This window comes from Rhodococcus sp. GA1 (genome assembly GCF_024321955.1).
Lineage (GTDB): Bacteria > Actinomycetota > Actinomycetes > Mycobacteriales > Mycobacteriaceae > Rhodococcus > Rhodococcus pyridinivorans.
On record NZ_CP097186.1, the window covers coordinates 22248 to 43063 of the forward strand.

21 protein-coding genes and 1 pseudogene are annotated in these 20816 nt (G+C 64.8%); 8 read left to right on the forward strand and 14 right to left on the reverse strand.

From position 1 onward, the window contains the following. Nucleotides 1–102: 102 nt before the first annotated feature. From M3330_RS00115 to M3330_RS00135, 5 genes are all read right to left on the reverse strand, one after another. Entirely contained in the window at nucleotides 103–768 is a 666-nt protein-coding gene (locus M3330_RS00115; RefSeq protein WP_255026557.1) for an ABC transporter ATP-binding protein, read from the reverse strand. Further along, on the reverse strand, nucleotides 765–1697 hold the full coding sequence (locus tag M3330_RS00120; protein ID WP_255026558.1) for an ABC transporter ATP-binding protein: 933 nt from the start codon (nucleotides 1695–1697) through the stop codon (nucleotides 765–767). Before M3330_RS00120 ends, M3330_RS00115 begins: the two co-directional genes overlap by 4 nt. After that, nucleotides 1694–2530: an ABC transporter permease gene (locus M3330_RS00125; RefSeq protein ID WP_255026560.1), complete on the reverse strand. Its 837-nt coding sequence runs from the start codon at nucleotides 2528–2530 to the stop codon at nucleotides 1694–1696. The genes M3330_RS00120 and M3330_RS00125 overlap by 4 nt, the downstream gene beginning before the upstream one ends. After that, nucleotides 2523–3476, reverse strand: coding sequence for an ABC transporter permease (locus M3330_RS00130; protein WP_255026562.1), 954 nt, complete (start codon nucleotides 3474–3476; stop codon nucleotides 2523–2525). The genes M3330_RS00125 and M3330_RS00130 overlap by 8 nt, the downstream gene beginning before the upstream one ends. An 86-nt stretch (nucleotides 3477–3562) precedes the next feature. Next, a complete protein-coding gene (locus M3330_RS00135) occupies nucleotides 3563–5146 on the reverse strand; it encodes an ABC transporter substrate-binding protein (protein WP_255026564.1) in 1584 nt (527 codons plus the stop codon). Between the two features lie 616 nt (nucleotides 5147–5762). Here M3330_RS00135 and M3330_RS00145 point away from each other — a divergent pair. The 3 genes from M3330_RS00145 to M3330_RS00155 all read left to right on the forward strand — a co-directional run bounded on the left by M3330_RS00145 (nucleotide 5763) and on the right by M3330_RS00155 (nucleotide 8193). After that, the gene (locus M3330_RS00145) at nucleotides 5763–5942 is read left to right on the forward strand and encodes a hypothetical protein (protein ID WP_255026566.1); all 180 of its coding nucleotides are present in this window, start codon (nucleotides 5763–5765) and stop codon (nucleotides 5940–5942) included. 392 nt (nucleotides 5943–6334) lie between these two features. Then, nucleotides 6335–7198: a 2OG-Fe(II) oxygenase gene (locus tag M3330_RS00150; RefSeq protein WP_255026567.1), complete on the forward strand. Its 864-nt coding sequence runs from the start codon at nucleotides 6335–6337 to the stop codon at nucleotides 7196–7198. Nucleotides 7199–7263: 65 nt separating this feature from the next. Further along, complete coding sequence (locus M3330_RS00155; protein ID WP_255026568.1) at nucleotides 7264–8193, forward strand: AMP-binding protein; 930 nt, start codon at nucleotides 7264–7266, stop codon at nucleotides 8191–8193. Here the strand turns inward: M3330_RS00155 and M3330_RS00160 are convergent. Both M3330_RS00160 and M3330_RS00165 read right to left on the reverse strand, forming a co-directional pair. Beyond that, a complete protein-coding gene (locus tag M3330_RS00160; RefSeq protein ID WP_039958319.1) occupies nucleotides 8130–9407 on the reverse strand; it encodes an ISL3 family transposase in 1278 nt (425 codons plus the stop codon). The two genes, M3330_RS00155 and M3330_RS00160, sit on opposite strands and share 64 nt — an antisense overlap. A 52-nt stretch (nucleotides 9408–9459) precedes the next feature. Then, complete coding sequence (locus M3330_RS00165; RefSeq protein ID WP_006553244.1) at nucleotides 9460–10407, reverse strand: aldo/keto reductase; 948 nt, start codon at nucleotides 10405–10407, stop codon at nucleotides 9460–9462. 100 nt (nucleotides 10408–10507) lie between these two features. Here M3330_RS00165 and M3330_RS00170 point away from each other — a divergent pair, with 100 nt between their 5' ends. From M3330_RS00170 to M3330_RS00185, 4 genes are all read left to right on the forward strand, one after another. Beyond that, the gene (locus M3330_RS00170) at nucleotides 10508–11083 is read left to right on the forward strand and encodes a TetR/AcrR family transcriptional regulator (RefSeq protein WP_006553245.1); all 576 of its coding nucleotides are present in this window, start codon (nucleotides 10508–10510) and stop codon (nucleotides 11081–11083) included. 151 nt (nucleotides 11084–11234) lie between these two features. Next, nucleotides 11235–11786, forward strand: coding sequence for a hypothetical protein (locus M3330_RS00175; RefSeq protein ID WP_255026569.1), 552 nt, complete (start codon nucleotides 11235–11237; stop codon nucleotides 11784–11786). After that, entirely contained in the window at nucleotides 11783–12565 is a 783-nt protein-coding gene (locus tag M3330_RS00180) for a bifunctional 2-polyprenyl-6-hydroxyphenol methylase/3-demethylubiquinol 3-O-methyltransferase UbiG (RefSeq protein WP_255026570.1), read from the forward strand. The genes M3330_RS00175 and M3330_RS00180 overlap by 4 nt, the downstream gene beginning before the upstream one ends. 4 nt (nucleotides 12566–12569) lie before the next feature. Further along, nucleotides 12570–13808 (forward strand): acetyl-CoA carboxylase biotin carboxylase subunit family protein, encoded by a 1239-nt coding sequence (locus M3330_RS00185; protein WP_255026571.1) that lies wholly within the window; start codon nucleotides 12570–12572, stop codon nucleotides 13806–13808. 124 nt (nucleotides 13809–13932) lie between these two features. Here M3330_RS00185 and M3330_RS00190 read toward each other — a convergent pair whose 3' ends face one another. The 4 genes from M3330_RS00190 to M3330_RS00205 form a co-directional block, all read right to left on the reverse strand. After that, nucleotides 13933–15153, reverse strand: a complete 1221-nt coding sequence (locus tag M3330_RS00190) for a pyridoxal phosphate-dependent aminotransferase (RefSeq protein WP_255026572.1) — start codon at nucleotides 15151–15153, stop codon at nucleotides 13933–13935. A 413-nt stretch (nucleotides 15154–15566) separates the two neighbouring features. After that, a complete protein-coding gene (locus M3330_RS00195) occupies nucleotides 15567–16559 on the reverse strand; it encodes a hypothetical protein (protein ID WP_255026574.1) in 993 nt (330 codons plus the stop codon). Continuing rightward, nucleotides 16556–16978, reverse strand: a complete 423-nt coding sequence (locus M3330_RS00200; RefSeq protein WP_255026576.1) for a hypothetical protein — start codon at nucleotides 16976–16978, stop codon at nucleotides 16556–16558. Before M3330_RS00200 ends, M3330_RS00195 begins: the two co-directional genes overlap by 4 nt. A 35-nt stretch (nucleotides 16979–17013) precedes the next feature. Then, a complete protein-coding gene (locus M3330_RS00205; RefSeq protein WP_255026578.1) occupies nucleotides 17014–17610 on the reverse strand; it encodes a hypothetical protein in 597 nt (198 codons plus the stop codon). A 215-nt stretch (nucleotides 17611–17825) separates the two neighbouring features. Between M3330_RS00205 and M3330_RS00210 the strand changes: the two genes are divergently transcribed. Beyond that, on the forward strand, nucleotides 17826–18473 hold the full coding sequence (locus M3330_RS00210; protein ID WP_255026579.1) for a hypothetical protein: 648 nt from the start codon (nucleotides 17826–17828) through the stop codon (nucleotides 18471–18473). A 58-nt stretch (nucleotides 18474–18531) separates the two neighbouring features. Here the strand turns inward: M3330_RS00210 and M3330_RS00215 are convergent, their stop codons facing one another. The 3 genes and pseudogenes from M3330_RS00215 to M3330_RS00225 all read right to left on the reverse strand — a co-directional run. Then, entirely contained in the window at nucleotides 18532–18912 is a 381-nt protein-coding gene (locus M3330_RS00215) for a hypothetical protein (protein ID WP_255026581.1), read from the reverse strand. After that, nucleotides 18909–19361, reverse strand: a complete 453-nt coding sequence (locus M3330_RS00220) for a hypothetical protein (RefSeq protein WP_255026583.1) — start codon at nucleotides 19359–19361, stop codon at nucleotides 18909–18911. Before M3330_RS00220 ends, M3330_RS00215 begins: the two co-directional genes overlap by 4 nt. A gap of 41 nt (nucleotides 19362–19402) precedes the next feature. Further along, nucleotides 19403–20437 (reverse strand): annotated as a pseudogene (locus tag M3330_RS00225) (MFS transporter); the annotation flags it as partial. Nucleotides 20438–20816 lie beyond the last annotated feature (379 nt).

A 20816-nucleotide genomic window follows, 5' to 3' on the forward strand; every position in this document is an offset into this window, starting at 1 on the left:
CATGTGTAGTGATGCAGAGCAAGGTCCTTACGTACTCATGCCGCCCATCGCCGTCTCGTCCATCCCCAAGCCGGTGGGAGGTCCGTAACGGCCGACGCACTGTCAGTGCTCTTCGCGCATCGGCCACCCAACGACGGACCGAGGTCCGGTGGGCGTCGCCAGCACGGTCGTGTGCTCGGCCCAGGCAGCGAGAAGGTCGTGGTGGTGGCTGATGGCGAGGATGCCGAGGCCACTGCGGGTTTCCTCGGTGATGACCGTGGTCAGCGCCGCGGTGGTGGCCGGGTCGAGCATCGCGGTCATCTCGTCGCAGATCAGGTAGCGCGGCCGTTGGACGAGAGCGCGCGCAAGGCAGGCGCGTTGGAGTTGCCCGTCGGATACCTGGTGGGGACGGCGGGCGAGGAGATCGTCGGTCAGCCCGATTCGCTGCGCGGTGGCGTGGACGGTGTCGGCGCGACCGCGGCGGGCGCGGAGGGGTTCGGCGATGATCCGGCCGAGGGTCCACCGTGCGGTGACGGCCTGTCGGGGTGACTGGAACAGCATCGCGACCGTGCCGGGCGCCGCGACGGACAACGGTCTGCCGTCGAGGGTGACGTGGCCGTAGTCCGGGGTGTGCAGTCCGGCCAGGACGCGCGCGAGGGTGGTCTTGCCGCTGCCGGATGCTCCGATGAGTCCTGTGATGCTGCCGGCGGGAACGGTCAGGCTGACGTCGGTGAGCACAGGCTCGCCCCCGTGATGACCGGCGGTGATGCGGTGGGCCTGCAGACTCACGAGACGGCCCCGATCAAGCGACGCACGGACCGGTCACCGTGTTGTGCGATGTAGGTGGGTCCGCCGGAGAATCCGGGTGCGGGTCGGCGTCGGTGGTAGACGCACTCGTTCGGCAGGTCGGTCAGGGTCGGGGGCATGCCGGGGATCGGGTGCAGTCCGCCGCTCGGGAGCGCGGCGAGCAGGTCGCGGGTGTAGGGGTGCCAGGGGTCGGCGAACACTGCTGCGGTCGGGCCGGTTTCGACGAGGCGTGAGGCGTACATGACGGCGACGCGGTCGGTGTGGTCCGGGAGGGTGTCGAGGTCGTGACTGATGAGCAGGACCGCGGCCCCGGCGTCTGCGGCCGCCCGGAGCAGCTGCAGGATGTGCTCGGTCAGGTCGGGGTCGAGATTCGAGGTGGGTTCGTCGGCGACGATGACCTGCGGGTCACCCGCGAGGGCGAAGGCGATCGCGGCGCGTTGGGCCATGCCGCCCGAGAGTTCGTGCGGGTAGAGGCCGGCGACCGCGGGCTCGAGGCCGACCCGGGTCAACAGCGCGACGGGGGTGTGCGCGCTGCGTAGGTGCCGGCACGTTTCCGCGAGCTGGTCGCCGACGCTGCGGACCGGGGTGAGGTAGGTAGCGGCGGACTGCGGGATCCATGCGATCCGGCGGCCGCGGACCTTCCGCCAGGTGCGCGCCCCGGCGCCGTCGAGGTGCACGTCGCCGCTGCCGGGATGGTGGAGGGTGATGCCGCCGTGGACGGTCGCTGCCCTCGGCAGCAGCCCGCAGATCGCGGCGCCGACGACGGATTTTCCGCAGCCGGATTCGCCGACCAGGGCGTGTACCTGCCCGGCGGTCAGGGTGAGGTCGACATCGGTGGCGGCGTGCACGGTTCCGGCGGCGGTCGGGATACGGACGGTGAGCCCGTCGAGGGTCAGCGCGGGGGTGGTCATCGGATAGCCCTTTCCGGCAGTGGCGGGGTGATGCGGTGATCCACGGCGGCGCCGACGACCGCGACGGCGAGAGTGGTGACGACCAGTGCGGCCGCGGGGAACAGAAGGGTCCACCAGGCACCGGTCAGCACGGCGGCGCGGGCGTCCTGCAGCAGCGTCCCGAGCGACGCCTGGTCCGGAGGCAACCCGAGGCCGAGGAACGAGAGCGTGGACTCGTGCCAGATCGCGTGCGGGAGCAGCAGAATCACCGCGACGATCCCCTGCCCCGCGGCGGCCGGGACGAGATGGGTAATGGTGACTCGGGTGCGGGTCGCGCCGGACAGGCGCGCGGCCTCGAGGTAGGTGGCCGAACGCGCGGCGCGGACCTCGGCGCGCGCGATGCGCGCTACCTGCGTCCAGTGGGTGAGCGCGATCGACGCGACGATCGCGACCAGATTGCCGGGATAGAGCGCGACGACAACGATCCCGAGGAGCAGGTGCGGCAGCGCGTTGATCCCGTCGACCAGCCGCATCACGATCCGGTCGACCCAGCCGCCGAGTGCGCCGGCGGCGACACCGACCGCCACCCCCAAGACTGCGGAGGCGACCGCGCAGACCGCGGCGATCACCAGGGACACCCGCAGCCCGGCGGCGGTGCGGACGAACAGGTCCCGGCCGGCCAGGTCGGTGCCGAACCAGTGCGAGCCGGACGGCGGTTGGTAGGCGGCTGCGAAGTCGGTCAATCCTGGGTTTGTCCCGGTCAGCATCGGGACGGCCAGCGCGTACACCGCGATCACGGTGAGGACAACGATCGCCCCGATCAGGCTGTGGGGGCGGCGCAGGAGGCTACGCATCGTCGGCCACCTGCGGGTCGAGAAACGCGTGTGCGAGGTCGGCGAGCAGCGACCCGGCCAGCACCAGCCACGTGGTGCCGATCGTCAGGGCGGCGAGCAGCGGGAAGTCCAGTTCGCGGGCGGCGGTGACGAGGCTGCCGGCGAGCCCGGGCCAGGAAAAGATCTCCTCGACGATCGCCGCTCCGACGAGCAGCTCGGGCAACCGCAGCCCGATGACGGTGGTGAACGGCCCGAGCGCGACGGGCAGCAGATGACGGCCGACGACGACCGGTTCGGGCAGGCCGCGGGCGCGGGCGCCGAGGACGGCGTCGGATTCGGCGGCGCTGCGCACGGATTGACGCAGCGAGTGCATCAGCCACGGCAGCAGCGACAGGGTCAGCACCGCCGCCGGCAGGACCAGATGCCGGGCGATCTGCGCGGCGGTGGGGTCGGCGCCGGGGTCGGTCAGCCCTGCCACCGGCACCCACCGCAGGGAGACCGCGAATACGGTCACCGCGCCGAGGGACAGCACGAACGGGGGCACGGCCTGCACCACCGTCGTGGTGGCCGCGATGGCGCGGTCGAGTCGGCCCCGGGGGTGCAGGCCCGCCCACATCCCTGCGACCAGCGCGATCACGATGGCGGCAGCGAGTGCGGTGCCGGACAGCAGCAGTGTCCACGGGCCGCGCTCGGCCAGCACGGTGGTGACCGGTTGGGCGTAGCTGCGCGAGGACCCGAGGTCACCGGTGACAGCATGGCCGATCCAGCTCGCCCACTGCTGCCACCACGAGGCGTCGAGGCCGAGTTCGGTTGCCACACGCTGTTTGTCGGCCGTCGACATCGTCAGATAACGGTCCCCGAGATAGCCGACGAGCGGATCGAACGGAGAGCCTGCAGCCAGGGCGAACAGCACGAGCGAGACCGCTGCGGTCAGCGGGATCGCGAACAGCGCACGCCGGATGCTCATCCGAACAATCCCCCGGCCACGGCGACGACGAACGCAGGGTGTCGTGGACTCTGGGGCGGCTGATACCGGCCGGGTGACGGTGGTGGTCATGGCCGCGTCCATTCGCGCAGGTTCCACCACGGCCCCCACGAGGCACCGTGACTGTGCGGCTCCAGAATCGGGGTGCTACCTGCGTAGTCGGTGTCCCGAAAGACGTAGGTGTGGTCGAGGAACACGAGCATCACATAGCCGGGATCGGCGACATACGCCGACTGGACGCTGCGGTACTGCGCGGCGCGCTCGTCGGGGTCGGTGGTACGGCGCGCCGCATCGAGAGCGGCGTCCACGACCGGGTTCACATAACCGGAGGCGTTGTCGTAGGGCGAGCCGACACCGGGCCGGGCGTAGCTCGAGTGCAGCGTGCTGTAGATCTGCGGATCCGGGTCGTAGGGCAGGTCACCGCCCCCGAGCAGACCCGCCTCGACCGGCAGCCGATCGGGCAGGCTCGCGCGGTCGACCGGCCGCACGCTCACCCGCACCCCGATGCGGTCGGCATCGGTGGCGAACGCCTGCGCCAGGTCGCGGCGCAGGGTGTCCTCGGGGAAGTACATGACCGTGAACTCCGCACGGACTCCTGCCTTCTCACGCACTCCGTCGGCGGATCGGATCCAGCCGGCGGCGTCGAGGATCTGCTCGGCGGCCGCCGGGTCGAACTCGAATGCTGCGGACGGCTCGTACGCCGCGCCGTACACCTCGGGCAGCGGCGTCGACGCGGGACGCCCGTAACCGGCCAGCACGTGGTCGACGATCGCCTGCCGGTCCACCGCCCGGTTCAGCGCGGCGCGGATCGCCGGGTCCGCGGTGACCGGGTTGCCGGCGGGCAGGCTCACCGCGCGCCAGTCGGCGGAGGTGTTCGACGCCACCTCGAACCCCGGCCGCTCGGTGAAGGTCGCGGCCAGCCGGGGCGGCAGGTTCGCGCCGTCGACCTCCCCCGCGACCAGCCGTTGGGCGCGCGCATTGTCGTCCGGGACGTGCACCACCGTCAGATGCTCGACCTGCGGTGCACCGTCCCAGTAGTCCGCGTTCGCCTCGAACACCGCCTGGTCCGGACGCAGCGAAACCAACGTGTAGGGGCCGGTGCCCACCGGATCGGTGTTCAACGGCGACTCCACCGCCGGGCCGCCGGACAGTCGCTCGGCCGGTGCGATACCAAGCAGCAGCTTCGTCGGGAACGCGGCGTACGGATACCTCAGATCGAAACGCACCGCATGCGGCCCGGTCGCGGTGACGGACTCGATCATGTTCAGCGAGGTTGCCAGCGGGGATGCGGAGGCCGGGTCGAGGATCGCGCGGTAGGTCGCGGCGATGTCCTCGGCATCCACGGTGGTGCCATCGGTGAACCTCACGCCGTCTCGGATCGTCACTTCCCAGTGCAGCCCGTCGTCGGGGACGGTCGGCATCTCCGCGGCGAGTGCCGGCTCGAAGGTTGGCATCCCGTCGCCGCCGACCAGCCGCAGCAGGCCGTCGTAGAGCTTCGACTCCCCCGCCTCACCGTGACCGGCGATCGGGTTGTAGCCACCGAGGTCGAAACCATCGGCAAGAACCAGGCCATCGGCTGGTGTGGAGGGTGATGCGGGGACGGTTGCGCAAGCCGTCGCGGCGGCGACCGTCGCGAGGGCAGCGACTGCCATCGCGGCTCGGGATCGTGTGCGCACTCAGGGGCCTTCCGGTTACGGTGCCCCAAGTACGGCGACACCTGCATGGTCGTGCAGGTGTCGAAGTTAGGTTCCACCTTCTCCACGCGCTTCTGAACTGCAGCGACTGCATTGAAGGGGACGCAGACGGCGGCGCAGCGACGTGCGCCCTTCGCTGACCACCCGGAGCAGACATCATGCGAGGCCCCCGGGCACCTGCCCCGTCCGACAGTGCTCGCTTGCGAGCTCGCGTCGTCCGGTGTCCTTTGCAACGGCGAAGCGGCCGGTCATGCCGATCGGCCGCCCCGCTCCTCACCACGACGCTCAGCCCATGCTTATTCGGATCAACGGCGCGTTCGGCGCGGGCAAGACTCAGACCGCATTCGAGTTGCATCGACCGGGTCCGCAACTCACACGTGGCCGATCCCGAGCTCGTCGGATTCGTGATCCACAAGATGCTGTCGGAGACAGCGCGACACCACTTCCAGACCGCCAGCGCCTTCATCCGCTGTGGTCTTTCAGCGAGACTCGGGGGTTAATATTCAGCGTCGCCAGCGCAAGCACCGCCGCGCCCACCCCTCGGACAGCGCGAGCGCCGATCCACTACCCGGCGATGGCCAGACTACCGGCCGGACTCGCGGCCGTGAACACCAGTAATCCGGCGAGGAATACCCGCTTGCGGGCCGAATACGTCAGCCAGATGACCGCCCACCAGCAGTTGCGCCGCAGACCCCTCGTGGCGCGGGAGAAGGTCAGCTACTCAGCGGAAGTCGAGAAAGGCGACAGCCAGTGAGGCGACGCCGGACGGTGTCGCTCCAATCGTCAGAAGGCGGCGGCGTCCGATACGATCGCCGAGCCTACCCGCTGGGATCAGAAGTGTGGCGAGGACGAACCCTAGGTGTCCTATGTTCCCGCACTATCGACTTTCTCACCCATGACGACCCCATCACTCTCAATGTCCGCGTCGCGCGCCTGCTCATCGCGGTTGAGGGAAGCTAAGGATTCAGGAAGCGGAGTGGAAGTGAGACCTACCACAAACCATCCAGTTGGTTTCTTGCTATGCTCGGCCGGCTGAATTCGCCCGAGGGGAACGGGGGTCCGTGACCTTCAGTTCCTTGAAGTTCCGGTTCAAAGCGACAGCAGCGCAACGGAGTACATCAACGGGGGAAGGTCTACGGATCGACAATGACTGCTGCTACTGAGGGGACAACCCGATTTATTGATCCGTTCGTTTCGATCAGTGATCACGTCATCGAAACGAATGTAATTTGCGAGGACGACCTTCTCAAGCTGGCCTATGGGGAAGCCGTTGCAATTGTAGTACGCAGCTACTGCGACGAAAAGTTGTGTCGTTCGATGTCGGAAAAATTGCTTAATGGTGCAGAGCTCAAGGAATACGTGAGCGTACCCTACCTGCACAAATGGGGTTACAACTCCTATGAAGGGCTGTCGGATCCGAGTCGCGAGGAAGAATACTTCAGCCAGGCGACTGCGGCGATGCGTGAAATTCGCAGCGCCTGGGCACCGAATCTATCGCCAATGGATCGGCTACGACTCGACCTGCAGGAAGCGTGGCCGGGCGGCGCAACAATAGAGCGCGTAGGTGGAAGGAAGCTGTTCGTTGGACAGGCCCGCAGCTTCAAAGCCGGTGGCGGGATCATTCCGCATCAGGACTTTCTTCCGTGGGAGCTACTAAATCTAAAGGGCGTAGCTCCAAGTGACGCGACGATACCAAATTTGTCGGGCCAGCTCACCGCCAATATCTACCTGCAAACCGCAACGAGCGGTGGCGAACTCGACCTTTGGACTTTCGGGTACGAAGCCGCAGCCTACAACGAGAGGCGAGTTGCAGGTCGGTTCGAGTACGGCCTGCGTGAGGACACCATTCCCGCGTCTTCGCTGAGCCTTTCACCAGAGGCCGGGATGTTGATTATCTTTCACGCGTCTCGCCTCCATCGGGTCCGGGAGACAAGGGGAGCTGACCGCCTCGCCATGAGCACCTTCATTGGGGTGTACGACACAGAGTCCCCCCTAACCTACTGGAGCTAGCACAAAAAATGCGAGAACCTCACATCGTTCATCTCGAAGCTCTAACCGCTGCACGTCCCAATCACGTGGTCCTCACCGATGCAGCTACCGGAGTGGACGTCAGCGCAGCTGCCTTCACAAGGCTCCTTCGAAAAGCTGCTGCAGCTCTCACCGCTCTTGGTGTTACCCCCGAAGCGCACGTGATGATCGCGTTGCCACCGGGTCAACTCCTTGCCGAAGCGGTTTACGGCTGCTTCTACCTGGGAGCAGTGCCAGCATTTCTCGACCCCACCACCGATCCGGTCACACTGTCCCGATGCCTGGATGAATTGGACCCCGCTGCCATTCTGGCTGACCATCCCATCCCAGGGGGGCGTCATGTCGTGACGTCCGTGGAGTTCCAGTCGTTCTCCGACGTCGCCGTCGACGGCGGTACTCCCTGGGAGGGCTATATCGCCGAGTCCACCGTGATGCTTATGTACACCTCCGGAACGACTGGACTGCCTAAGGGCGCAGAGTGGACCTGGGACAACATCGCGAGCCAACTTGAGCTCTACCAGGAGAGATCTGCTGCGAGTGAGTTCATCCTCTTTCCGCTGTTTTCTCTGAACGCTATAGCCACCGGTTGCCGAGCGATCTTTCCCAACTTTCCCACCTTTGCGCCGTGCTCTATTGATCTTTCCGATCTGATCACCCAGGTGGATGCGCACCGCGCGGAGTTCCTGTTTGCATCTCCGGCGTTGTGGCGACGCTATCTCGACCACATTGCTGCCGGCGGTGAAGGGTTCACCCGCCCACCTATCACAATCTCAACAGCCGGCGCCGCGATAGGGCGCAACCTTGTGTCCGCCCTCAAAACGGAATTCAACGATTCCTCTATCGAGATTCCCTATGCCGCGACGGAAGGATTGATGCCGCTGACGAAGATCACCGCGACCGCTTTCCTGGCTCTTCATGATCGAGGGTGTAGTCGCGGTCTGAACCCGCCGGTTTCGAGCAGCGACCGGGCGATGTAATTCGTTAGGTTGCGGAACCCGAGTGCGGAGCCTCGCAGGTGTTCGAGCCTGCCGTTGATGGCCTCAGTCGGTCCGTTGGATGTACCGGGTCGGTCGAAGTAGGCCAGCACGTCGGCGGCACGCTTCTTCAGCGTCCGGCCCAGCCTGATGACTTCGGTGAGTGCTTTCGGCACGTTGGTGCCGATCGAGTCGATCAATTGGACCATCAGCTCACGGCCACGACGGCGGTCCTCATGTCGGTAGGCAGCGATCATCCGTTGGTAGATGCCCCAGGTCGCTTCGACCTCGACATGTTGGTCGTCGGCGAACAAAGTGCGCAACCTATCGGTCTGCTTGTCGGTGAGCAGGCCGGCTCCGGTGTGGAGAGTGCGCCGTGCGGAGTAGAGCGGGTCGCTCTTCATCCCGCGGTGTCCGTGGATGGTCTGCTGGACGCGGCGCCGGCACTCATCGAGGGCCTCGCCCGCGAGTCTGGTGACGTGGAAGGGATCCATCACGGTCACTACGTCGGGCAGTTCCTCGACGGCTGCGGTCTTGAAGCCGGTGAACCCGTCCATTGCAATGACCTCGATCTCGTCACGCCAGGCTTTGTCGCGGTCGGCGAGCCAGGTCTTGAACGCCTGCTTGGAGCGGCCTTCGACCATGTCGAGCAGCCGGGCTGGGCCGGTGCCGTCGTGCACCGGGGTGAGGTCGACAATCACGGTGACGTACTTGTCGCCGCGCCTGGTGTGGTGCCATACGTGCTCGTCGACGCCGATGACCCTGACGCCATCGAACCGGGCGGGATCATTGATCAGGACTCGCTTGCCTTCTGCCAGGACTGCGTCATTGGCGGTATTCCACGCGACGCCGAGTCCTTCGGCAATCCTGGCGATGGTGAGGTGCTGGACCACGACGCCTTGTAGCGCCCACCGCAACCCGCTACGTGACAGCTTGGCCCGGGGGTGGGCTGCCTTCGACATGTCCTGCCTCCACACATGCCGACAGTCGGTGCACCGGTAGCGACGCACGACGACCTCGAGTGTCGTAGGCCGCCAGCCGAGGGGCTCGTGGGCGAGCCGACGTATGACGGTATCGCGCGGGATTCCCTCGCCGCCACAGCGTCGACACCACCGGCCGGGTTCGATGACGCGGCACGCGAGCACCGCCCTTTCGGATTCGAGTCGTTGACCGGTGACTTCGAGCCCGAGCTCGTCCACGCGAACGAAGGCAGTCAGATCGGGCGGCCCGAAGCCCGAATCCGACTGCGTTACCTGACCGTTCGGGTGCTCAGGCGCGGCTACCGATGCCACCGGTAGGTGCGAGCTGGTCGATGCGGGCGAGGTCGGCTTCGGTCAGGGCAAGCTCCGCCGCCGCGATGTTCTCCGCGACCCGATCAGGGTTGCGCGAGCCGGGGATCGGAACGATGTAGTCCTTGCGGGCCAGGAGCCAGGCAAGCGCGAGTTGTGAGAGCGTCGCGTCCTTGCTCTCGGCCACGCTGGTGAGCTCGTCGACGAGGTGGACATTCGCGTCGTAATTCTCCGGCGCCCACCAGCCGATGAACTGGCGGAAGTCGTCGGCGGCATAGGCGCTGCGGGGGCGAACCGCACCGCTGAGGAACCCGCGGGCCAACGGTGAGTAGGCGACCAGGCCGATACCGAGATCCTCGAGGACCGGGAACAGTTCCTCGGACTCGCGGGCGAAGATCGAGTACTCGGTTTGCAGGACCGAAATCGGGTGCACGGCGTGCGCCTTGCGGATGCTGTCGGCATCGGTGTTGGACAGGCCGAGGTACCTGACCTTGCCGGCGTCGACATACTCCTTCATCACCCCGACGACGTCCTCGACCGGCACGTTTGGGTCGTGGATGTGCTGGTAGAGCAGGTCGATCGAGTCGACGTCGAGGTTGCGGAGGCTGTCGTCGACGACCTTACGAATCTGTTCCGGTCGGGAGTCGGGCACGAAGCCACGGGCCGGGTCGAGTTCGAGTCCGAACTTGGTGGCGATGGTGATCTCGTCTCGAAACGGTGCGATCGCGGCGCCGAGGAGCTTCTCACCTTCGCCCGCGCCGTACATGCGGGCGGTGTCGAAGTGGGTGGTTCCCAACTCGAAGGCACGACGGATCGCGGTGATCGACTCGGAGTCGTCGGACGGTCCGTAGCCGATCGCGGTGCCCATGGCCCCATAGCCGATCTCGGACACCACCAGTCCCTGTTGCCCAAGTGTGCGCTGCTGCATACGAAGTCCTCCTGAATTGTCACACCAAACGGTTCGGTTTGACAGTAGACCTACACCACCCAATTTCCAAACCGAACTGTTTGGTTCGTATACTCGGGGCATGGCACGTGACGGCGACTCCACTCGCGACCGAATCCTCGGTGCAGCCACGGCCGAGTTCGCCGAGCACGGCATCGCGGGCGCTCGCATCGAACGCATCGCTAAAGCGGCTCGGACCAGCAAGGAACGGGTCTACGCCTATTTCCGCGGCAAGGAGCAGCTCTATCGCTTCGTCGCGGCACGCGAACTCGAGGCGATGGCCACCGCGGTGCCACTGGACCCGGCAGACCTTCCCGGTTACGCGGTCCGAGTTTACGACCACGTCGTCGCCCATCCCGAACGCCTGCGTCTCATGCAGTGGGGTCAACTCGAAATGACCGCGGGGGTAGGTGACGATCCGTTCGGGCTGATCGTCGAAGGCAAGATCGAGCAACTCCGACGCGCCCAGGAAGCCGGCGCACTCGACAAGAACTGGGATCCGGCCGACGTCATCGTCTTCGTCAGTCAGCTGGCCACGTCGTGGGCCGGGCAAGTCGACCTCGTGCCCGCAGGCCCAGAACGCCACGCGTTTCTGACGTCCCGCCGCCAGGCGATCGAAAAAGCGGTGCGTCGACTTTTCCCCGGCGCCACCAGCTGAACAGACAACACCTCACGGGGCACCTGGAACAGGTCTGCCGCAACGGTCCCTACACCCTCAAATGCGGAGAGCCGCTTTCCTTGAACAAACAACTGCGTGGCCGATTGCCCAGCACGGCGTCCCTTTGGGATCGCCTTGTCGCGATGTGAATGTGGCAATCATCGATCCTGGGAGGATCTTTGGAGCCGAACCCGCAACCGCCGCTGATTTCTTACCGGAGGACATGGTCGGTGAGATCGTGATCAGCGGGCGGCGTACAAGTCCCGCCTATTTCGGTCGCGCTGATTCGAACTCCTATGCGAAGTTCCATGACACGAAGGGAATGCTCTGGCACCGTATGGGCGACATCGGTCATATTCATGACGGTGCCTTATGGTTGCGCTGCCGGAAAAAGGATCTGGCGACACTGCCCCACGGAGGCGCGCTGTACCCCGATCAGATCGAACAACGGATCAACGACGGGATTGGGAGCCAGGTGTGCGCCGCGATCGTTGCAGACGGTCGGCTGACGATCGTACTTCCGAGCACGGACCCCATTACATCTTGCGGAGAATCCGAACTGGCGGTCGCAATTGCACAACTTGGAGTCGAGGCCCGCGTCATTATCCTCAACGGAACACTGCCGGTCGACTCGCGGCACAACTCTAAGATCGACCGTACGGCCCTGGGCCAGGTACTGGCGAGACCGCTGGAATCCGCATGACCGCACTGTCCTCGGAATCCACCTATGGAGATACCTTCAGTGCCGAGTACGACCGCACGTTCGCAGACTTTGAACCCCCCGCACCTCAACTCGACTATCTCGCAGAACTGGCCGGACATTCTCCCGCACTTGAGGTGGGAGTAGGGACCGGCCGAGTTGCCATCCCTCTCGCCCGCCGAGGCATTGACGTGATCGGAGTGGACCCATCCCAGGCGATGCTCGACGTACTGCGTAGCAAAGACCCCGAAGGTCTGGTCAGCACATTTTGCGAGACGATCGACAGGACCGCGGAGCGCGGTGAACAGGTAGGGCTGGTGTACGCCCCATTCAACGTGCTCTTCCTGCTAGATCAGAAGATCGCACAGCAACGGTTCTTTCACAACGCCGCAGCACTCATGGGGGGCGGCGGCCACGTCGTCGTCGAATGTTTCGTGCCTACGCAGCAAACACGACTGGTTGATGGCCCGAATCCGGCCTTTTTCCCCGCCAGCAAGCATGTCGAGGTCCGTTCCATCGGCCTCGACACCGTGACTCTGCTGGTGTCCGAAAACGACTCCTCTTCGCAGGTGTGGCAGCTCAACGAAGTGACACTTCGCCACGGGCAAGGGGTGCACATCGTTCCCTCCACAATCGCCTATCTGACCTGCGAACAGATCGACGATTTAGCGGCAGCGGCGGGCTTCAGTCGAGTATCCCGGACCGCGGACTGGAACGGCCATGCCTTTACTAACCAGTCCCGCAAACATATTTCCACGTATGCACTCAACAAGGAGATCTAGGACTATGACTGATCATGTGATGATCCTGAATCGGTGGGTCGACGAGTATGCCCAGTACGAAAAATACGTAGATCACACCCAACACACGGTCACCTACATCGCGACCAAAGTCGGCGTTGGCGGGATCCCCGTGTTCGCGAAAGACTTTCGACAGGTGGACTCTACGGACTCCTTTGAGACCGTTCTTGCTGCAGCAAACTCCCTGGTCGCCGAACACGGGATGCCGGACTATGTAATCGCCCTTTACGAGGACGACACCATCGTCGCTGCTCAACTGCGTGAGAGGTTCGGTTGCCCGGGCCCCAAGGTCGCGGACATCGTGAGATTCCGGGACAAACTTCATCAAGCACGAGTGATGGAGAAAGCAGGCATCCGGGCGCCCCGATTCGTCGCGGTCGAGGACCATGAGGACATCCGTGCGCTAGCGCAGGAAGTCGGGTTCCCGATCATCGTCAAACCTACCCTCGCGTCGTCATGCGTCGGCGTGACTGTCGTCAGATCCGCGCAGGAAATTCCGAGGGTCGTACTCGATGACCAATACGTCTACATCGCTCAGTCCTACATCGATCTACCGACCTACAACATCGACGGACTCTACTCTCAAGGCGAGATAGTTCGCATCGGCACATCACGGAACTTCAACACCTGCCTGGAATTCCAAAGCGGAGGTTTCCTAGGATCGTTGGAGATCGATGATTCTCCCCTTCGACGCGGAATAGTTGATTATATCGATTCCGTTCTCAAAGCAATGTGCAGCAATGATGAAACAATTGTGTTCCACATCGAGATCTTCGTCGACCACAACGCTATGCCGGACCAGGCATGCACTTTTCTTGAGATGGGCTCGAGAGTCGGCGGCGCGAGAATACCCTTCGTGTGGCGCGAGATCTACAAGTTCGATCTGATGTGGATGCAATACGAACTCTCCTGCGGCCGTGGAATCAGCGCGGTAACGACAGGTCAACCTGAAGGCCGTGCAGGTTGGTTGCTTATGCAACTGCCTTATGAGCGGCCCTGCCGGATCGAGTCGGTGACGTCGATGATCGGTGTCACCCCGGGCCCTTATGCAGAGGCGCTCCCTGAACCGGGGCAGGTTGTTCCACTGACGAACACATTCTTCGAACATGTCGCCGGCCGCTTCCGTCTTTCCGGTGAGAATTACACCGAACTGTTCGAGAACATGATGGCGACCGTGGAGGGCTTTTCGATCGAAGCCAGCCCCTATAGGTCAGAGGCTAGATAACGGGGTAGCGTCGAACGACCGGAAGTTCTGCGGCCAAGCTCAGGAATGCCGGAGCGTCGACTGCCAGTCCCCCGCCGGAGGAAGGGCGAGCATAGACCCATCGCCCTTCTTCCCAGCCGGAAAGTCATTGCCGATAGTGGCTCAAGAAGTTGCCGAGGCGATCGAGCGCCGTACCGAGTTCATCGACCCTCGGCAGGGTCACCAACCGAAAGTGGTCGGGCTTGGACCAGTTGAATGCCCGGCCGTGACTGATGAGGATCTTTTCCGAGCTGAGGAGGTCCAGCGCGAACTTCTCGTCGTCGACGATGCCGAATCGATCGGTATCAAGGCGCGGAAACAGGTATAGCGCGCCTTTTGCTTGCTCACAACTGACACCGTCGATCTTGTTGAGCATCCGGTGAGCGAGGTTGCGCTGTTCGGTCAACCGCCCCTTCGGCAGAAGCAGGTCGTTGATGGATTGATAGCCGCCGAGCGCTGTCTGAATGGCATGCTGCGCCGGGACATTGGCACACATCCGCATATTGGCGAGGAGCTTGATGCCCTCGATGAAACTGAAGGCGCGGTGACGTGGACCGGTAATGGCCAACCAGCCGGCGCGGAACCCGCACACCCGGTAGGCCTTGGACAGCCCCGAGTAGGTCAAACACAGGACGTCGCTGCCGGTCAATGAAGCCAAATTGGTTACGTCCTGGTTGTCGTAGACGATTTTCTCGTAGATTTCGTCCGCGAACAGTACGAGGTCATGTCTGCGTGCGATGTCGATGAACCGTTGGAGCACTGCCGGCGAATAGACGGCACCGGTGGGGTTGTTCGGATTGATCACGACGATGCCCCGGGTGCGGTCGGTGATGCGCGCCTCAAGGTCTTCGAAATCCGGAGCCCAGGCGCTGGATTCATCCGTCAAGTAGTGCACCGGTGTTCCGCCTGCAAGCGCCACGGACGCAGTCCACAGCGGATAGTCCGGTGCTGGAATGAGGATCTCGTCCTCAGGATCGCACATCGCCTGGAGGGTCATCGTGATCAGCTCGGAAACACCGTTTCCGAGGTAGACATCGTCTACATCGAGTGCAGTAATGCCCCTGCTTTGGTAATACTGCACCACCGCAGTCCGGGCGGAAAACAATCCGCGTGAATCGCAGTATCCCTGAGAGGTGGGGAGATTCCGGATCATCGCCATCATGATCTCGTCGGGAGCTTCGAACCCGAACGGCGCCGGGTTGCCCACGTTCAGCCGGAGGATAGTGTGACCCTCGGCTTCGAGTTCTTCTGTCTTGTCCAGGATGCGTCCGCGGATGTCGTATCGCACCTGTTCGAGTTTGCGAGCCTGGTTGATGGGGCTACTCATTGAAGGGCGCTCTCCCGGGTTGATTTTGGCATGGGCGTCAACTCACCTTTCCGGTCGGGCAGTGCTCGAAGACGAGTGGTTCGGTGGCCGAAGCCATAAGGACCGGCGCTGAAGTGGGCCGGTATCGGCTTCGAAAACTCTCAAAGTGAAGCGTCCCGATGGCAGTTGTACAATGACGAACCCAACTTATCAAACCCGTCGTCCTGTTTTCGACCTGCTCGACATGCGTGGCGGTGGCACTGGTCGCGGCGCCAGCGACACTTCTGTTACTTGTGGTCGCCGCCCAATTCTTCGAAGACCAGCGCTGATAACCCTCCGATCTGCACAAGGTATGTCAACGACCCGCCGCCCATCGGGCTGGCCAGGACTTCACCGCATTCCACCACCCTTATAGCTCCACTCCCGGTAGCGGTTCAGCCGAGAACCGCGTCGTCCCAGTGCAGGTCGAGTCCTCGGCGGCGTCGGCGCATCGCCACTGACGATCCGTACACGGCCAGCCGGTTTGTGTGCCGGTCATCATCGTCGGTGCGCAGCACGACAACCGGGGTGCGGGTGACGTGCCCGGTCGAACCGGGAGGCCGGACCCGCTCGATGGACGTGTGGAGGATCCCCGCGGCGATTAGGTGTCGCACCACGAGCGCCACCCGACTGAACAGATCACCCCGCCGGTCGTACACCGGAACGTCGAAGCTGAACTGACCCTCGGTCTCGTGTGGATCGGCCGTCTCGGAGGCCGCCCACACTTGCGGGTCCAGTCGTTCATTGTCGAGCATCAGAGCGGGCAGGGTTGCGCCCCCGTACGCGCGGGCGGCGGCGTCCGCGCGACCTGCCTCATCAGTGGTGAGGGTGTCGTACGTCGAGATCCAGTCGGCGATGCGGAATCCTCCCCCGTCGGGCCACCAACTCAGCGCGTGGATGGTCTCGGTCGCGGCGTCGTCACCGTCGGCGGTGACCGTGAACGGAGCGGAGAAGGTCAGGTGGGCCTGCGTGTACGGCAGCTCGTCGGCCTGCACACCGAGCGCTGCGGCGTCGTCGTTGGTCAGTGCGTGTGCGGCAGCGATTGCGACCGCACCTGCGGCCGGTGAAGCGATGAGCAGCGGCATCTCGGCCAGTCGATCGGCGCGATCGGTCAGCCACTGGCCGACCATCGGCATCTCCGCGCCGGCAGCGAGGTCGCCGGAGGGCACGGCGGCGACGTAGCCGTAGGCGTGAGCGAGCCAGGCCGCCAAGCGCACACCGGTGGACTGCAGATCCGGATTCCAGGCCGCGGCCTGGTCCACCTCGACATGGGAGCGGAGCGCGGCTGCAAGGCCGTTCCGCAGCCACGCGACCGCTTCGGCGTGGTCGGTGACCGCGCCGGCGGCGGCGAGTCGGGCGTCCCAAGTGGGAAGCGCGTGCATGGTCATCGTGGGTGAGCTCCTCGATTCGGAGGTTGGACAGCGTCCGGGACGGCCGGACGCCTGAGCAGGGGGAGTGTTGTGCCGGTGGCGAGGATGCGGCGCTGGCAGGTGATGTCTCGGGTGCTCGCTTGGTGGGCGAGCACTACTGCAGCGGCGAGGGCCGCGAACAGCACGGTGAAGGCGCCGACGACCAGGGCCACCATGGCGAACGGGAAGCTGGCGTCGGTCCACGTGAGGGACCAGACGGGATCCCCGGCACCATCTGGTGCGGCGAGGCGGTCGAGGCGGTAGGCCACGCGCATGAGGATCCATCCGACTGTGGCTCCGGTGAGGGCGGCCGCGGCGATGGCTGTGGCGGCGACGGCATGTGGGGAGGCAGGACGCAGGACGGTCATGGTGGCGGCGACGGTAGCTGGCGGGTTCACCGCTTCACCGCGTCGGTCGCTGCCTCCCGGATCGGTTACTGGCCCGCCGGTCCGAACCGGTATGTCACGTAGTTGCCGCCACCGCCTTCGTAGGTGGTGTCTCGGTTGTATTCGTCGTTGCCGACGATCACGCCGCCGGTACCGCGGGTCCAGGTGACGTCGTTGAGATACGCCAGTACAGCCTGATACAGGCCGGTGACGGCGGTGTGGTCTCGGGCGTGGTTGTTCTGGGGGACTTCCCAGTGGAGGGTGCGTCCCTCGAGTGTCAGGCCGAACTCGCTCTCTCCCCATTCGCGGGTCCGAGCATTGGGGACGGGGAACGCGGTGGCGATGACCGCTCGGGCCGGCTTGCGTCCGCCGTTGGATTTGACGATGGACTGTGCGCGTATCCGGGCATCGGCGCGGCGATGCGTGTGCACGTCGTCGTACGACACCGGAATCGACACTCCGTAGGGGATCGCGGCAACCCGCTTGGCCGGGGGCAGGGCCTTGACGTCGTTCCACACAGCGTCGATTTCAGCCACGACGAGTGCCCTGTAGGTGATCGCGGAGGCGTTGAGTGCCTTGCGTAGACCGGGCACCGCGGCCGCTGGCAGGATGATCGTCCCGGCCTCCGATTCGTAGCAGCTCATCTATCGAAATCCTCTCGTGCGCTGGTGGATCGGACTCTTCGATCGTCTCGATAGAGGAAACCGGTGTTGCAAACCGTGGTCGCCACACGAGACGCCGGCACCGGTCGGGCATGACGACGGACAGCACTGCGCTCGCCGACACCGCACTGCAACACCGCCACCACAGTCTCCGAACGATCGCTGGTGTCACCGCACATCGACCTGGGAGGTTTCCCGTGACCCCGTTGACGATCAGCTACGAGCGTTGCGTGCTCAACGCGCTGCTCGATGACCCCGACTCCTCGTTCGCCGAGCAGTTCGCGAACCTCGACTTCCACGACGCCGAAGACGAGCGCACATGCCTGGAATATCTGCGGTCGCTGCTCGAGTCGCTCACCGAGTACGCGGCATGGAAGTCCAGCACCGAGGCGCGTGTGAGCGTCTACGGCGAGTTCACCTGCGACGGCGAGGGGTTCCCTACAGGAAACGGCCTGACGATGCAGGTCTTCCTCGATAGCTTCGGCATCTGCGATGTCGGGATCGACTCGGTATGGCAATTGCCGCTGCGCGAGGAGTTCACTGTCTTCGATCTGATCGACGGCACCGTCGCCTACTTCAACGAGTTGGTCCGCAGGTTGACCGGGCTGCTGTGTCCACCCCCGGCGCGGTCGCTCGCACTGTCGGTGTTCCCGCCCGATGTCGTGCGCAGCGAAGCCACCGAGGATCCTCACCTCAGCGACATCGAGCGTGCCCGGCTGCGCGCGGCGACCGATGAACAGATCGCCAACGCGATCAACCAGGCGTGGCCTGCCGTGGAGGACCGTTGGTACGCGATCCATGACGAGCTGCAGCACGCGGCGGTGCGCAGCCTCGTGCACGAGTAGAACACGCCCCTTGGGCGGGGAGGGCGGGGCCAACGGGCGACGTCCTCCCACCCGGGGGTCAGCGTCGGCTCGGCCGGTCGAGGTCGAGATACTGGCGTCTGGCTTCCTCGACCAGCCAAGGGTAGGCCCGCGCAATCTCCACGAGCACCCGCTTCTTGATGACGGTGCCGGCGATGTCGGACAGCTGTTGCCCGCCACTGCTGCGGACGCCGTTGCGGTGCGCGTCGTAGTTCGATCCGATGTGCCGCAGCCAATTCACGCACAACCGTTTGAGGAGTGCTTCGCTCGAGGTTGTCTCGGCCGGCTGTTTTCCGGGGGCGAGGCGGGCGTTGTAGTGCGCGATCGCGCGGCGGACGAGCACCGGCGGCGCGAGCTGGACGACCTGCACATCGACTCGGGTGGCGGCGGTCATCGCCTTGGTGTGGTCGGAGCGGGTCATCGTGTGATCTCCGGGGCCGGGTTGAATGCGACTGCTGCCTGCTGCGCGAGATGGTCTGCGGTGCCGGAGTCCTCGGCGGTCGCGCAGGAGCGTTTGAGGACCACGCCATCGATGTCGAGGACGCAGGTGACGTGCATGTCGGTGCCGGTCCCTGACACGCTCGCCGGGGTGAGACCGCGCCAAGCCTGCCGTTGGGTACTCATGGTCACTCCCCCCTGCGGTGCCCGCGTGGTGCTCGTCGGTGGGGTGGTCGGGGTTCGGGACGTCGAGGCCACCGGTATCTCCTGGGCGTAGCTCGGCGGCCCGGGGTCGGGTCCGGTCTGGGGAATGACAACGATGGTCCGCACCAGGTCATCCTTGGTGGACGGGCAGCGCTGGTTGCTCGCGCTGATGTCCTGCCACACCGATTCGCGGTCGTCGCGACCGACAATCGCTGCGGTGACGATCACGTTCGTGGTGGCGGAGGGGTCGAAGTTGTCCCAGGACGTTGCCTAATGCTGAGGGTGGCAAGGAACAGCGCCGCCAGCGTGAACCATACGAGACCGGCGGTGCGGGCACCGACCCGGTCCGCGACGCGACCTGCTACGAGCAGGCCGACAACGGCACCGGCATTGAGGACAAGCAGCAGCGACAAAGACGCACCGAGGTCGTATCCCGCTTCCCGCATGATCGTCGGCAACCAGGTATTGAGACCGTAGACCAGGAGCAGCCCCATGAACGAGGTGACCCAGATGGACACGCTGGTACGCACGAGCTGTGGCGAGAACAGGACGCGCACCGGCGACGCCGGCGAGCGTGTCGTCTCCGTGTCCGCCGCTCGCGCCTCCGACTGCGGTGAGGAGGCAGTGACCGGGGGTAGCCCGTAGGCGGCCGCGATCCGTTCTGCCTCGTCGTGACGACCTCGCACGGCGAGATAGGCAGGCGATTCGGGGAGATAGCGGACCATCAGCGGGACGAGGACGAACGCTGGCAACGTACCGGCGACGAACATCCAACGCCACCCGACACTTTCGAGCAGCATGAGCGCGAGCAACGCGGTCGCCACAGCACCGACGTGGTATCCGGTCATGACGGTCGTCGACGCGGACCCTTTCTTGGCGGGCGCGAATTCGGCAACGATGGCCAACGCCGTGGGAAGCGCGCCGCCGAGACCGAGACCGGCAAGGAAACGCAGGACGCCCAGCATCTCCGGGGATGTCGCGAACGCGCATGCGAGCGTGAGGACCGAGAATGCGGTGACGGAGAAGATCAGCGTACGGCGCCGGCCGAGGACGTCGGTGAGACTGCCGATGGCCAGGGCGCCGAGGGTCATGCCCACCAACCCGGCGGTCGAGATGACAGTGAGGCTGCCGGCGTCGACGTTCCACGCGGCGTAGTCGAGCAGTGCCGGATTCACTGTGCCGAGCACGACGAGGTCGAAGCCGTCGAGAAGTACCGCGACCCAACACAGCGCAATGACGAAACGCGCGGAGCGGGACGCGGGGTGGGCAGCCGGGCCGGTGGCCCGAGTAGTAATTGTTCGCATAGCGCACACCTGTTCGTTACCGAGTGATCGCTCGGATTCTGGCTGCAATTGGTGCGATACGTCAAACTCATCGCCTGGGCTCGACCGGTGGCAAGCCGATCAATCGGCGGGGAGCACCACTGGTGCTATCGCGGAGCTTTCACGGAAATAACGAGCCGACCGAGTGGCGAACACAAGGAATAGCACCCTGAACTGCGAAGATATGGATTGCCTAAGGTCATGTCCACAACAGTTCGAGAGGCACCATTCCGGTGAGCAGGTCTACGTCCCCTACCCACACGTGTCCGCATCGGCCACTGGAACCAGCCTCGTGTCGCATGCCGGCGCGATCCTGCTGCTGCGCACCGCGGAAAAAACCCCGGACGAACCCGCATACGAG